At 39.1% G+C, this 14194-nt stretch carries 14 protein-coding genes; 10 read left to right on the plus strand and 4 right to left on the minus strand.

What is annotated here, in order from left to right; genetic code table 11:
* Positions 1 to 105: 105 nt before the first annotated feature.
* Complete coding sequence (gene hmpA / locus BKO01S_RS11710) at positions 106 to 1344, minus strand: NO-inducible flavohemoprotein (protein WP_066053761.1); 1239 nt, start codon at positions 1342 to 1344, stop codon at positions 106 to 108.
* A 192-nt stretch (positions 1345 to 1536) separates the two neighbouring features.
* Between hmpA and BKO01S_RS11715 the strand changes: the two genes are divergently transcribed.
* Positions 1537 to 1968, plus strand: coding sequence for an RrF2 family transcriptional regulator (locus BKO01S_RS11715; protein WP_066053765.1), 432 nt, complete (start codon positions 1537 to 1539; stop codon positions 1966 to 1968).
* A gap of 322 nt (positions 1969 to 2290) precedes the next feature.
* Here BKO01S_RS11715 and BKO01S_RS11720 read toward each other — a convergent pair whose 3' ends face one another.
* Entirely contained in the window at positions 2291 to 3184 is an 894-nt protein-coding gene (locus tag BKO01S_RS11720; RefSeq protein ID WP_066053770.1) for a LysR family transcriptional regulator, read from the minus strand.
* Positions 3185 to 3424: 240 nt separating this feature from the next.
* Here BKO01S_RS11720 and BKO01S_RS11725 point away from each other — a divergent pair, with 240 nt between their 5' ends.
* From BKO01S_RS11725 to BKO01S_RS11750, 6 genes are all read left to right on the plus strand, one after another.
* The gene (locus BKO01S_RS11725) at positions 3425 to 4471 is read left to right on the plus strand and encodes a quercetin 2,3-dioxygenase (RefSeq protein WP_066053773.1); all 1047 of its coding nucleotides are present in this window, start codon (positions 3425 to 3427) and stop codon (positions 4469 to 4471) included.
* A gap of 2 nt (positions 4472 to 4473) precedes the next feature.
* Positions 4474 to 5421, plus strand: a complete 948-nt coding sequence (locus BKO01S_RS11730; RefSeq protein ID WP_066053776.1) for an alpha/beta hydrolase — start codon at positions 4474 to 4476, stop codon at positions 5419 to 5421.
* A gap of 161 nt (positions 5422 to 5582) precedes the next feature.
* Positions 5583 to 6521, plus strand: coding sequence for a fumarylacetoacetate hydrolase family protein (locus BKO01S_RS11735; RefSeq protein WP_066053781.1), 939 nt, complete (start codon positions 5583 to 5585; stop codon positions 6519 to 6521).
* Positions 6518 to 7492, plus strand: a complete 975-nt coding sequence (locus BKO01S_RS11740; RefSeq protein WP_066053783.1) for a VOC family protein — start codon at positions 6518 to 6520, stop codon at positions 7490 to 7492. The genes BKO01S_RS11735 and BKO01S_RS11740 overlap by 4 nt, the downstream gene beginning before the upstream one ends.
* Positions 7493 to 7496: 4 nt before the next feature.
* On the plus strand, positions 7497 to 8681 hold the full coding sequence (locus BKO01S_RS11745) for an acyl-CoA dehydrogenase family protein (protein WP_066053785.1): 1185 nt from the start codon (positions 7497 to 7499) through the stop codon (positions 8679 to 8681).
* 16 nt (positions 8682 to 8697) lie between these two features.
* Entirely contained in the window at positions 8698 to 9144 is a 447-nt protein-coding gene (locus tag BKO01S_RS11750; protein ID WP_066053789.1) for a PNPOx family protein, read from the plus strand.
* 49 nt (positions 9145 to 9193) lie between these two features.
* Here BKO01S_RS11750 and BKO01S_RS11755 read toward each other — a convergent pair whose 3' ends face one another.
* Positions 9194 to 10129, minus strand: a complete 936-nt coding sequence (locus tag BKO01S_RS11755; protein WP_066053790.1) for an amidohydrolase family protein — start codon at positions 10127 to 10129, stop codon at positions 9194 to 9196.
* Between the two features lie 48 nt (positions 10130 to 10177).
* Entirely contained in the window at positions 10178 to 10951 is a 774-nt protein-coding gene (locus tag BKO01S_RS11760; protein ID WP_066053793.1) for an IclR family transcriptional regulator, read from the minus strand.
* A gap of 272 nt (positions 10952 to 11223) precedes the next feature.
* Here BKO01S_RS11760 and BKO01S_RS11765 point away from each other — a divergent pair, with 272 nt between their 5' ends.
* Genes BKO01S_RS11765 through BKO01S_RS11775 form a run of 3 tightly spaced genes read left to right on the plus strand, consistent with a single transcriptional unit; the run spans position 11224 to position 14174 of the window.
* Positions 11224 to 12282, plus strand: coding sequence for a TRAP transporter substrate-binding protein (locus tag BKO01S_RS11765; RefSeq protein ID WP_066053796.1), 1059 nt, complete (start codon positions 11224 to 11226; stop codon positions 12280 to 12282).
* Between the two features lie 27 nt (positions 12283 to 12309).
* On the plus strand, positions 12310 to 12873 hold the full coding sequence (locus tag BKO01S_RS11770; RefSeq protein WP_066053799.1) for a TRAP transporter small permease: 564 nt from the start codon (positions 12310 to 12312) through the stop codon (positions 12871 to 12873).
* Positions 12870 to 14174 carry a TRAP transporter large permease gene (locus BKO01S_RS11775; RefSeq protein ID WP_066053802.1) on the plus strand — a complete coding sequence of 435 codons (1305 nt, stop codon included), beginning with the start codon at positions 12870 to 12872 and terminating at the stop codon, positions 14172 to 14174. The genes BKO01S_RS11770 and BKO01S_RS11775 overlap by 4 nt, the downstream gene beginning before the upstream one ends.
* The last annotated feature ends 20 nt before the right edge of the window (positions 14175 to 14194 follow it).

Here is a 14194-nt window from a genome sequence, read left to right on the forward strand (position 1 = left end):
ATTTTTTTTCTATAGAAGATGGATCAAATAAATTCGAAGAGATTCAAACAAAATAGGAAAGTCATTCAGCTAGACAGCTAGAATGGCTTTCCTTTTCTATAAAACTTAATTTAACTGATCGGCAGGTCCAAAAAATTCAAAATGAATTCTATCAGCAGGAACTCCTAACTCTTTTAATGCAGTATTTACTGTTTTCATGAATGGAATCGGACCACAGAAGTAGAAAGAAGCATTTTTATCTTTAACAATTGAATCGATCCATTGAAGATCAATATATCCTTCTTTATCAAACTCTTTGTTTAATACATCTACTTCTGTCGGCTTTTCATAGCAAAGGTGATACTTAATATTCTCCGATTGACTTGAAAGCTCTTTAACATGTTCATGCATGGCATGAGTCGTTCCGTTAATAGCAGCGTGAATAAATGTGACTTTACGATTTGGCTGTTTGGAAGCAAGGGTATTTAGCATGCTAATCATTGGAGTAATTCCTACACCACCACTAAGCAACACAACAGGTTCTATAGATTCTACATCTAAAACAAAATCACCGGCAGGAGCTGTCACTTCTAGAGTATCTCCTTCTTGAATGGTATTGTGTAAGTATGTGGATACTTTCCCGTTTGGGATATGTTCAGAAGAAGAGGTTTCCTTTTTTACACTAATCCGGTAGTACTCTTTTTCAGGACTGTCAGATAAGCTATACTGGCGAATATGAGTGTACTCTTCTCCCGTAATTTTTACCCGAATGCTAATATACTGGCCAGGAGTGAAAGTAGGAATTCCCTTACCATCCTTTGGTTGTAAGTAAAAAGAGGTAATTACTTCACTTTCTTTTACTTTTTTAGCAACAGCGAAGTCTCTAAAATCATTCCAGCCACCAGATTGAGAAACCGTTTCCTCATACATTTCATTTTCTACTTGAATAAATACATCCGCAATCACACCATACGCTTTCCCCCACGCATCAATAATGTCATCGGTCGCAGCATCTCCAAGTACGTCTTTTATCGCAAGTAATAAATGTTTTCCAACGATAGGATAATGCTCGGCTTTCACTTGTAAACTTCTATGTTTATGGGCAATTTGTCTAACGACAGGTAGGATGGCTTCTAAATTATCTATATACGCAGCGGCAGCATAGACAGTATTTGCAAGTGCTTTAGGCTGTCTTCCTTGTTTTTGATTGGCGTGGTTAAAAATATTTAACAACTCCGGATGGTTTGTAAACAGCATCTCGTAGAATCTCTTAGTAATGGCTTCCCCATGTTGTGCTAGGACAGGAACAGTGGATTTAATAATTTCAATTGTTTTCGTGTCTAATGGACTTGTAGTTGTTGTCATGTTAATTCCCCCTTAATAATATTCTCACAGTGTTAAAGATATATTTAGAATACATGTTTTATTTTAGGCATTGATGGTTACTTAAAGCAATATTTTAAATACATGTTTAACAGAATGTTCACATTTATGTTGAACTAGTTAGTTTATGGTATATTTAAATTATTTAATGGCATAGGGATCAAGGTGATTATGATGCAACTTACCACATACACAGACTATACGTTACGTGTTCTTATTTTTTTGGGAATGCAAACAAGCAGCGAAAAATCAAATATCAAAGAAATTTCCAGCTTTTATAACATATCAAATAATCATTTAAGCAAAGTAGTTTATGAACTAGGAAAGCTTGGATTGATAGAAACGGTTAGGGGACGCAATGGAGGAATTCGGCTAGCGAAGGAGCCGGCTCAAATAAATATTGGTTCCATTGTTCGTCTAACGGAAAGTCCTATCAATATGGTGGAATGTTTTGACGAGACCAGAAACACTTGCCGAATCAGTCCGGCTTGTAAATTAAAACATGTATTAAATGAGGCTTTAAACTCTTATCTAAAGGTTTTAGATGGATATACGTTAGAAGATTTGCTGCAAAATCAGGATGAGTTAAAGACATTATTCTTATAAAAAGTAAAAAGGTTGCTCTGGCAACCTTTTATTATTAAATATAAAAAACAGATTTACTAAGTTCATCTTATTTTACTAAATACTGGAAAATACATGTCGTAAAGTCCAACTTAGTTCACTTATTCCGCTAAATATTGGAAATCGCATGTCGTAAAGTTCAACTTAGTTCACTTATTTCACTAAATATTGGAAATTGCATGTCGTAAAGTCCAACTTAGTTCACTCATGCCACTAAATGCTGGAAATCACATGTCATAAAGTTCAACTTAGTTCACTCATTCCACTAAATGCTGGAAATCGCATGATATAAATTCCAACCTAGTTACTCATTCCAAAATCTCAAAACTTTCAAGAACCTCGATAAGGAAGGATTCAAATTATTCTTTTTCCAAGCTATGACAAGCTCAAAGTCCTGATCCTCTATTTGATTCATTTCCACAAAACGAAGCGAGGGGCTAGATATCGCTTCAAAGCTCTTTGGTAAAATGGATATGCCCATTTCCGATTCTACTAAAATCGGAACCGTATCAACGAAGCGTGGCTGACTAACAATTTTCGGAGTGAACCCATGCTGTTCACATAACTGGACAATAAAATCATACGAGCCAACTGGTGAATCGTGGCGATTATGTATGATAAATGGCTCCCCAGCCACATCTGGTAGAGTGATATTTTTCTTGTTAACGAGTGGATGGTTTTGGTGCATAACAATACAGTACGGTTCTTTAGCAACCGTTTCAATTTCAATTTCTTCAATTCGATGGAGTCCTGAGGGGAGGGTTAGTGCAAAATCTAGTTCTCCATGCTCTAATTCATCTTTTAGCATTTTACTAGGAAAGTGGTTTAAATGGAGTTCCACTTTTGGATATAACTCACGAAACCGTTTGATGACTGAAGGTAGAAAACTTTTCACATGCACAGCTAGAAAACCAATGGAGAGACTTCCAATGATACCTTCATCTGTTTGCTTTGCCTTTTCAATGGCTCCTGATGTTTTCTCGACAATCTCAATGGCTTCTTTGAGGAAAACAGAGCCTGCTGGGGTGAGCTTTACGGAGCGTTTGTTTCTGATAAATAGTTTTACGCCTATTTGATCCTCTAAATCAGCAATTTGCTGGCTTATCGCGGATTGAGCAACATACAGCTGATTGGCAGCTTTCGTAAAATTTAGATGCTCTGCAACAGTGATAAAATAACGCAATTGGCGAATATCCATAAGACCCTCACTTGTTATGTGTTTTCTATTATTTTATCATAGAATATGAGAATAAAAGGGTCAGGAAGAAAAGTTTCCCATTTACCAAAAATAGTTGTCTACAAAAATATATGCAAAGAGTAATCAGGAATCCTGATTACAGAAATCAAACTCTAATATTTCCAATTCTTTTGATTTCGTTTTATGGTTAAATATGAAAGCGCTTTAAAGTATGAAAATTCTGACTAGGGGTGTGGGGAGATGGTTGTACGGGTTATTGGCAAATTACCTAATGAAGGAAAACCATATTACGTTCGAAACGGAGAGGGAGAAAGATACTTATTCGGAACACAGGTAGCCTCGGTTGTTGCCACCACGAAAAGTACGGGTGATATGCTAGAAATAGTTCAATTATCAGGAGGAAAAGGGGATTATTTTCCATCACATATACATGAACAAGCCCATGAAGGCATTGTCGTGCTTGATGGAAGACTTGAGGTAGAAATCAATGGAGAAAAGCATCTACTAACAGCAGGGGATTATGTTCATATTCCTTCAGGCACAGTCCATGCGTATCGGATGCAGAGTCATCGTACACGCTTTTGGTCGTTTACTATTAACGGCACTGTTGCAGAACTATATTCATATATTGGAGAACCCTATGATAAATTTGAACGTCCACCTGTTTGTAAAAATCCTTTAGATTCAAATAGTCTAGCAAACATTCCTAATGATATTGATATAAAATTTGTTGATTGTCAGCAAGTAAACGAATTCGTTCAACTAGTAAAAGGCTGTTCAATTCCAACAGAGCCAAAGGCCTACGTGCTTGAATCTGGAGAAGGGGTACACCTGCTGAGTGGAGATACCGTACATTCTCTTCTTACTACAAAAGAGGCGACTGACGGTCATTTTATTGCTTTAGTATCTGAAGGACCAAAGGGATTGCCGATTGGAGAACACGCACATGAAGTTACAAATGAAACTTTTATGTGCTTGCAAGGGGAAATGACCCTTTGGGTAAATGGAGAGGAATTACATTTGTTACCGGGTGATTTTGCCTATGTTCCTGCAAAGACAGCCCATCGCTTCCGTTGTGATGCTCACTACACAAAGTTTCTGGGGGTATTAACTCCGGCTGATTTTGAGGGTTTCTTTCGAATTTTAGGAGATGAATATGAACATTCTATTTTTCCTGACGAGCCTGCCCCTTACCGGTTTGACCGAGTCATTCAGAGGATCCAGGAACTAGACTTGACTCTATTAGGGAAGCCACCACGTCCATCTGATATTGAAGAGGTTAGTTGAATATGAGTTTTCAAGTAAAGTTATTACCAGACCTTGTGTTTTCCTCTCCCGGTGGAAAACCATTACTTCTAGATTTATATTTACCTCTTAAGAAGAAAGAACCATTGCCAGTTATCGTGTGGTTACATGGGGGCGGTTGGAGAATTGGGGATCGGAAGCTTGGACCGGATTTTTATCAATATTTTGCCGAAAAAGGCTTTGCGATGGCGAGTATCGAATACCGTTTGAGCGGGGAAGCCCTCTTTCCTGCACAAATTCATGACGTAAAGGCGGCGATACGTTGGCTTCGTTCGGTTGCTGATGAGTATCATTTAGATAGCGATCGCATAGGGTTATGGGGCTCATCTGCTGGAGGACATTTAGCAGCATTAGCCGGAACAACGGGAACAGGAATACTTGAGGGGTTGGAACACGGGGTTGAAGAATATTCCAGTGATGTTCAGGCGGTTGTTGATGGTTATGGACCAACGGATTTCTTGCAAATGGATCTACCTCATACGCCTGAGGGGCGTTCTAATGATCCAGAAACAGAACATCTTGACCCAGTCTTACATCACTCTGATATGAATTCTCCAGAATCTCAATTGCTAGGATCTCCTATTCATTCGGTACCTGATCGTGTGCGAGAAGCCAATCCCATTACGTATATCAAAGGGGATGAACCGCCTTTTCTGATCATGCATGGAACAAAGGATACGGCGGTACCAGCACATCAAAGTGAACTACTATATCAAGCTCTCTTAGAAAAAGGAAACGATGCCACTCTCTGTTTAATAGATGGTTTTGGCCATGCCTTTTTTAACAACAATGATTTGGACAATCATCCGCCTTATTCTGCTAGTCTTCATACAACTAGAGTAGGGGAGAAAGAGCAAATAGAATCCACCCACGTTAAAATATTTGAGTTGATTGAAAAGTTTTTCCGAAAACATTTAATGAAAATGGGCTAAAAGATACTCCGATCAAGCGGAGTATTTTTTTTTTGCAAATTAATCATCTGAAATCGCGATTTCTCAAATAACATCTGTGTATTTCAAAAAAGTTTTTCTTTGTCTTATCATAAAATTACAGGCTGACACGATGGCTACATTAAAATCAAGGAGGGTTTTACTTGAAATTACTAACATATTCCGAAAATAATCATTCACTTAGACTAGGTATTTTAGTAGACGAACATACGATTATCGATCCACAACTCGCGTACATCGAGCAGTTAAAGCAACAAGGGCAAAAAAGGGCAATAGAAATTGCAAGCGCTTTACTCCCGGCTAATCCAGTAGAATTTATTGCGAGTGGGGATGTGGCCTTGCAAAAGGCAAAAGAAGCGATTGACTTTGCTCTTGGGCATTCAGTAGAAACCTCGGCAATTTTTAAAAAAGATCGTGTAAAGATCGGACCACCAGTGTTAAAGCCGAATAAAATCATTTGCGTAGGATTGAATTACAAGAACCATATCATTGAGATGAAGCGTGACTTTCCAGCACACCCAGTCATTTTTGCTAAGTTTGCAACAGCAATTGCGGCTCCTAATGACATATTTCTACTTAACTCCGATTTAACGAAAAAATTAGATTACGAGGCAGAACTAGCATTTGTTATTGGGAAGGAAGGGAAGAACATCAAGGCTGAAGATGCTTTGGATTATGTGTATGGCTACACGGTGGCAAATGATATCACCGCTCGCGATATGCAGAAGAGAACGATTCAATGGCTGCAAGGAAAAACGCTAGATAACAGTCTCCCGTTAGGGCCCGTTTTAGTGACAAAGGATGAAATTTCCAATCCACATGGTCTTGATATTTCATTAACCGTAAATGGCGAAGTAAGACAAAAATCTAATACAGAGCAGCTATTGTTTAACGTAAATCATTTGGTTGAATTTTTATCTGGCATTTGCACGTTAGAACCAGGTGACATTGTTTGTACGGGAACACCAGGTGGTGTCGGTGAAGCACAAAATAAGTTTCTCCAAGATGGAGATGTTGTTAAAGTAGAAATTTCGGGGATTGGAGCAATCGAGACCACCATTAAGGAGGAGAACGTTTCATGACAAACTTTCAAGAGCCGATTCGCGATATTGCTCATTTAGCTCATATAGAATTGCAGACTCCAAGGCCAAATGAAAGTCTTGAGTTTTTCCAGGGGTTACTTGGGATGACGGTAGTGAAAAGTGAGGCACAATCCGTCTATTTACGAGGCTGGGGTGAGCAGCAGCTTTATAGCTTGAAACTCACAGAAGCCAAGCAAGCTGGCCTTGGTCATGTGGGGATGAGAACCTTCTCTCCACAATCGCTTGAGCAGCGAGCAAATCATCTGAAGGATAGCAAGTATGGGATTGGATGGACAGACGGCGATTATGGACATGGTCCTTCCTATCGTTTTATGGATCCCGCTGGACATAAAATAGAAGTCTTTTACGAAGCGGAAAAGTACGTGACACCGGATCATTTGAAGCCAGGGTTAAAGAACATGCCGGAAAAGTACTCTGCTAGGGGGGCAGCCGTTACACAGCTTGATCATATAAATTTGTTTAGTCCTGATGTCGATGCGGATAGTTTATTCTATCGAAAGTATCTAGGCTTTAAACTGAGTGAGCAAGCGGTAACAGAAACAGGAAAACAAACAACGGCGTGGCTACATGTGACCAACAAGTCTTATGACATGGCAATTTCATTGGATAAAACCGGTGCCCAAGGACGTTTTCATCACGCTGCATTTAAAGTAGAAACTCCAGAAATGGTTCTGCGAGCAGCAGATGTGTTTTTAGATAATGGAATTTATATTGAAGCTCCACCTAATAAGCATGTGGCAGGGCAAACGATGTTTGTGTACGTGTATGAGCCAGGGGGCAATCGTATTGAAGTATGTTCAGGTGGATTTCTCATTTATACACCTGATTGGGAAACGGTGACCTGGACACCAGAAGAACGGAAAAAAGGATTGGCATGGGGGTCTCCTTTGCCAGCAACGTTTCACACATATGGTACACCAGATATTGAGAAATCAAGTACAGGAGGGTGAGGGAATGAACAAGATGTTAAATAAGATTACTCATGAGGAAGCCATTGAGCGTGCCAAAGAATTATCTTTAATGATCCGTTCTCGTTCCCGTGAAGGAGAAAGCTTGAGACATCAACCACAAGAAACTATTGACGACTTTATTGCATCAGGGTTAGTTCGCTCATTGGTTCCAAGTCGTTGGGGAGGACATGAGCTCGATTGGAAAACATTAGCCGGTACCGCGATTGAAGTATCGAAAGGAGATGCCTCTGCAGGCTGGTGTTATTCCTTATTGCTACTTCACAGCTGGATGCTAGCCTTTTTCCCAAACGAAGCTCAGAAAGATGTATGGAAGGACAATCCAGACGCTTGTCTTGCCACCTCCATAAATCCAAGTCCGAACTCAGAGATTCTAAAGGTAAAAGATGGATATCGTCTAACTGGGAAATGGGGATTTTCTTCGGGAATCAATCACTGTGATTGGGTCATGATTAGTGCTGCAGCCCCACAAGAGGATAGTGAGAAAGAGAAAAAAATGTTGTATTTCCTCGTTCCGAAAAGCGACTTAAAGGTGATAGATGTATGGCATGTTATTGGTATGCGTGGAACAGGTAGTAACTTGTTAGAGTTATCGGATGTATTTGTCCCGGAACATCGCACGATGGAGTTAACTCCGTGGAATCTCCAAGGCATTTCTCCTGGTATGGAGCAAAATAAGGCCCCACTTTACCGTATTCAGCTGTCAGCGGTTATGCCTGTAACATTATTGTCTGTTATTTTAGGTGCAACAAAGGGTGCCTATAATATTTGGCGAGATATGGTCATTGGCAAAAATAAATCCCGTAAAGGAGAACCTGTTGCCAATTTAACACATCAGCAAATCCGACTTGCGAAGGTAGCAGCTAAGCTAGAAGCGGTAGATGCACTGCTTCATAAGTCGCTAGAGTTAGTAGAATCTGGAAGAGTGCTTGATTACAAGGAACGTGTTAGTTTGCGAAGAAATTATTGCTATTGTGCGGAACTCTGTACTGAGGCAATGGAAACCATTTATACAAGTAGTGGGGCAGCCGCTTCTGCAGAAAGTCATCCGTTACAACAGTTTTGGCGTGACATTCATGCTGGGGCACAACATACCGCATTTAATTTTGACTGGGTAGGAGAGCTTTTTGGAAAATTGGAGCTTGGACTTCCTGTGAGTGTAGAATACTAGAAACGGAGGAATGAAAATGACAGTAAGTGCTGACCGCTTGTCCAAAGAGTTAATATCTTCCTTGCAGGGAGAAACAATGGTTTCCTTAATTTCAGTAAATGCTGAAACAAAGTACCCACAATTAAGTGTGGTTTCGTGGGTGCATCCTACACCTGATGGAACGACGATAAAAATAGCGCTAGGTCATAAAGCATCTAGTATTGATAATATACGAAGCAATCCTAACGTAGTGTTAGGTGTAATTGGAGCTGGAAGCTGCTATTCTGTAAAGGGAAAAGCGTCAGTTTCTGAAATTAAAGAGCTTACTATGAAACTATGTGTTGTCACTATTGAAGTGGAAACAGTTGAAAATGTCATGTTTTACGGAGGTAAGGTAACAGCAGAACCTGTTTATGAGAAAACGTATCATAAAGACCTTGCTATAAAATTAGATACGGAAGTTTATCAGCTTCTAAGTGAGTAACAAAAACGAAAACCAAGCCAATCACTTTATGTGGTTGACTTGGTTTTTATTAATCTAATAAAGATTGAATTCCTTTTGCAAATGTCGCCTGTGGGGGCCAAACACAAAGATCAAATGGGAAATCAGAACCTGGAACGACGCGATCTTCACCAACTGTTTCCACTAGAAAATCAATGCTTGCTGGATTCCATAAGACCGTATCATACCAGAAACGCTTCAAGTATTCTGAAGGTTTTCCTTGTAAGTTAGACGAGACAGCTCCCCATTGCTCATATCCTTTATCAAGTCTGCCGATTTGATAAGGAAGGAAGCCTCCACCGTGGGCAAATAGGATTTTCACATTCGGATACTTGTCAATGATTCCACTTAATAGAATATCAGTTGCACACACGGTTGTTTCCCATGGGACACCTATTAGATTGGGCATCATCCAATTTTTTAATCGTGAATCTTCACTTAGCAATGGATGGATAAATACAATAGCTTTTAACCGGTTTGCTTCCTCAAAGAAAGGAATGAAATAGTCGTCTGAAAGCATTTTTCCTGCTGCTGACGGTCCTATGATAGCGCCTTTAAGTCCCATTTTAACTGCATCATGTAAAACGTCTGCAGCATGTTCTGGATGGGCAAGAGGAACGGTGCCAAGAGCGGATAGACTTCCATTCGCTTGTGTAACTAAATGTGATAAAGAGTGATTATAAACTTGGGAAATATCTGTGGTGATGTCTAGTGGAAAATCATACATAAAAAGCTGTGGAATAGGTGAGATCAAGGAATGAGAAACACCAGCTTCTTTTTGTTTGCGTAGATACAAGTTCTTGTCAATGAAGGATGGTTTTAATTCAAAGCCCCATTTTTCGTTAATTACTAAAAAGTCATCCTTATTTTTTTCTTTTTTTATCCATTTAGCATGAACATTTTCTTTATGGTCCTTTAACCAAGTAAGAACTTCATCGGGGATAAAATGGGTATGAAAATCATGCATATTCTCTATTCTCCTTTTAAAAAAATTTGATAGATTCTGAGTTTCTAGTCACCAATATCCCATACGATTGGATATCTCCATGGCTGCTTGGATTACTTTCTTTGTATATCCTGGTACTTTGTTCGCTTGTATTCTTTGCTTGGGTCCTACAATAGCTAGTGCAGCAATCACCTTTCCACGATAATCATAGACTGGTGCTGCGATCGAATTCACCCCTTCGAGTATTTCCTCGCTACTAAAAGTGTAACCGTTTTCTTTTATTTGTTTTAAATGAGCTCGAAGTTTGACAGGGTCGGTTATTGTACTTTTTGTGTATTTTGTTAAGCCTTTTTTAATGACTCTATCGACGAGCTGATCATCTGAATAGGCTAGTAACACTTTACCTGAGCTCGTGCAATAAGGAGGATTTCTTTTTCCCACATTCGTTAAGACGCGCACCGGGTGGTGGCAATCTACCTTTAGAAGATAAATGACTTCATCATTATCGAGAACGGAAATATGTGCTGTTTCACCTATGCTTTCCACCAAACGGTTTAAAATGGACTGTGACTCTTTGTATATATCCATATGACTATTAACGATTCCGCTTAAGGAAAGGATAGATAGGCCCAGGCGATACTTTCTTGTTTCAGGATCTTTATAGACAAAACCCTCAGAAGCTAACGTAGCCATGGTTCGACTCACCGTACTTTTATTGATTCCGAGAGAGGTAGATAAGTCGCTAATCTTCTTTTCTGGTTCTTCCATGGAAAAACTTCTTAATATTCGTAATGCATTTTTAACGGATGATAAATGCTGATCTTCCTGTTTTTCATTAACCATCTAGTTTCCTCCTTTCATTATTAGAAACAAAAAAGTGTTTGTTTCCCTATAGTGGAGAATATAGCAAATAATTCTAGATAAATAAAGTGAATATTTTAAAAGTTTTAATTTTGGTTTTGTTGCATATAGAGAAACAACAGTGTTGATGATGAAAAAAGTAGTAAGTAATATTATAAAGTGAGGATTGATAAATTTTAGGAGAGTACTAAGAAAGTCTTCTTCTAAAGACAAAATTGTAAGCGTTTTATTTATTATGAAGAGGGGGATGTAATATGTTCAAAAGAGGAATGAAGCTTAGTCTTACTTTGTTAATCTTAATTTCACTAGTATTTGTTTCCGCTTGTTCGAAGAGTTCTGGAGGGGAACAAGCTGGGTCGGATTCAAAATCTATCACCATTAAGATGGGTCACATGAACTCTCCTGACCATGTACAAGACTCTAAGGCAATGAAACCGTTTAGTGAAGAGGTAGAAAAGCTTACTGATGGTCGAGTGAAATTTCAAATCTATCCAGGTGGAGCGCTTGGTGGACCTAAGGATACGTTAGACAATATTACAACTGGAATCATGGATGCAGGTTGGGGGCTACATGGGTATAACGCAGGAAAGTTCCCTACCCACTCTGTTCTTCAGCTTCCATTCCTTGCAAACGGGACGGGAGAAGAATTGAGTGTGGTTGCTCAAGAGCTCTATGATACGTTCCCTGAAGTTCAAAAGGAATATGATGATCTAAAGTTATTATGGGTTCATGCTGCTGATCCTTACGCCATTATCACAAAAGGAAAAGCGGTAAGGAGCTTTGAGGACGTAAAAGGATTAAAGCTTAGAACACCATCTGTTGAAGCAGGTGAAATGATTAAGTCATGGGGTGCAACACCAGTTTCCTTACCAGCACCAGAAATATATGATGCTCTTCAAAAGGGAGTGATAGATGGGGGCGTCCTACCTGTGGCTGCTATAAAAGATTTTAACCTGACCGATTTGGTTGATTACGTTACATTAGGAAACTTTAACACTAGTATTTTCTACGTTGCCATGAACAAAGATAGCTGGAATAAGATTTCACCAGAAGATCAAAAGCTGATTGAAGAGGAACTTCTTGGTGAGCCGATGGCGAAAATGGCGGGTGCAGCGTTTGACTATCAAAAGGGCTTAGCGGAAAAAGAAGCAAAGGATGCAGGTGTAGAGTTTATTAGCCTTGAAGAGGGTGAGCTACAAAAATTTAAGGATAACTCAGATGGTGTAAAGGAAAAATGGCTGTCTGATATGAAAGAAAAAGGCGTAGACGGACAGAAGATTTACGATAAAACAGTAAAGCTTATTGAAGAATAAAAGTCTTCCTATATGGAGGTGTAGGTAATGGAACAAGAAGTAAGGAAGGACCTTTCGTTAAGAGCTTCGGCTCTTGACGAGGTCTCCGCATTCGAAAAAGTGATAAATCAATTCGAGAAAGTTGTTTCTACTTTAAATAATGTTCTTCATAAAATTTCGAGTATCATCTTGTTTCTATTAATGTTTCTCACAACTGCCGATGTGGTTGGTCGATATTTTTTTAATAAACCTATTACGGGTACGTACGAGCTAACAGGATTGGCACTAGCCATGATCATCTTTTTTAGCCTAGGTTCTGCACAAATTAAAAAAGATCATATTGAAATTGATTTCTTAACAAATATGATGCCAACAAAGGTTCAACATACACTTTCAGGTCTTACTTCTCTCTTATTGTTTATCCTAATGTCGTTAACAACCTGGCAATTATTTGAATATACAAAGAGGGTTTATTTCGGAAATGAACTAAGTGGAGATCTTGGCTTACCGCTGTATCTGTTCGTTACCTTTGCCACAGCTGGTGCGGTTTGTTTCACACTTACTTTTATTGTTGATACGTTAAGATCCTTCCTAAGGGTGGTGAAAAAATGAGTCCAGAAATGATAGGCGTGTTAGGAATTGTTTTACTATTGGTGCTCATCTTATTAAAGGTGTCTGTAGGACTTTCTTTATTTTTAGTAGGGTTCTTAGGAGTATCATGGCTTTCTGACTGGCAGGTAGGATTGTCACAGCTTGGATCCTCCGCTTTTGGAACTTCCAATAATTATGGGTTAAGTGTTATTCCATTGTTTATATTAATGGGAATGTTTATGTCTAATACAGGATTAGGAAAGGATCTTTTTAATGCTGTTGATAAGTGGATTGGGCACTTTCGTGGTGGTCTAGCCATCGCTACAGTTGGTGCAGCTTCCATTTTTGCCGCGATATCAGGCTCCTCCAACGCGACAACAGCTACTTTGGCTAAAATCACTATTCCTGAAATGAAAGAGTACAATTACAGGACGACTTTTTCTACTGCTGCTGTTGCTGCCGGAGGTACCCTTGGGATATTAATTCCTCCTAGCGTAATCTTGATTTTATATGGGGCTTTAACATCTGAACCTATAGGACCACTATTAATTGGTGGTTTAGTACCAGGAATCATCATGACCCTTCTTTTTATGCTTATGATAAATATACAAGTCCGGTTAGATCCTTCCATTGCTCCTACAAAAACGGAAAAGGCAACCATCGAGGAAAAATTCTCTTCGTTAAAAAGTGTGTGGCCATTTTTATTGATATTTGCCATTAGTATCGGTGGCATTTATTTTGGTGTATTTACTCCAAGTGAGGCTGGTGGGATAGGTGCAATTGGTGCTTTCTTTCTTACCCTTTTAACTAAAAGACTGAGTTTTAAAGGACTAATCTCTTCCTTAGATGAGTCGATAAGGTTGACGGTCATGCTGTTCTTAATTTTAATTGGAGCATCATTATTTGGAAAGTTCCTAGCGTTAAGCCAAATACCGATGTATTTAACAACGACGGTCGGTTCACTAGATGTTTCTCCCTTTCTCATCATGGCTATGATTCTTTTAGTCTATTTTATTCTAGGAATGTTTCTAGAAGGGATAGCAATCATGGTACTTACCCTGCCCATTGTCTATCCGTTAATCACTCAATTAGGATTCGACGGGTTATGGTTTGGAATCATTATGGTAATGGTGCTGAATATTGGTGTTCTTACACCTCCTCTTGGATTAAGCGTTTATATTATTAGTGGTGTCGTAAAGGATGTCCCAATTCAACAAATTTTCCGAGGAGTCTTCCCAACTATTATTACTATGGTTGCTTTTACCATTGTGCTAGTTATCTTTCCTGAAATCGTCACCTATTTACCCAGTTTGATTGAATAAGAACCTAAGGAGGAGTTGAT

This window comes from Robertmurraya korlensis NBRC 107688 (assembly GCF_001591645.1).
Classification (GTDB): domain Bacteria; phylum Bacillota; class Bacilli; order Bacillales; family Cytobacillaceae; genus Robertmurraya_A.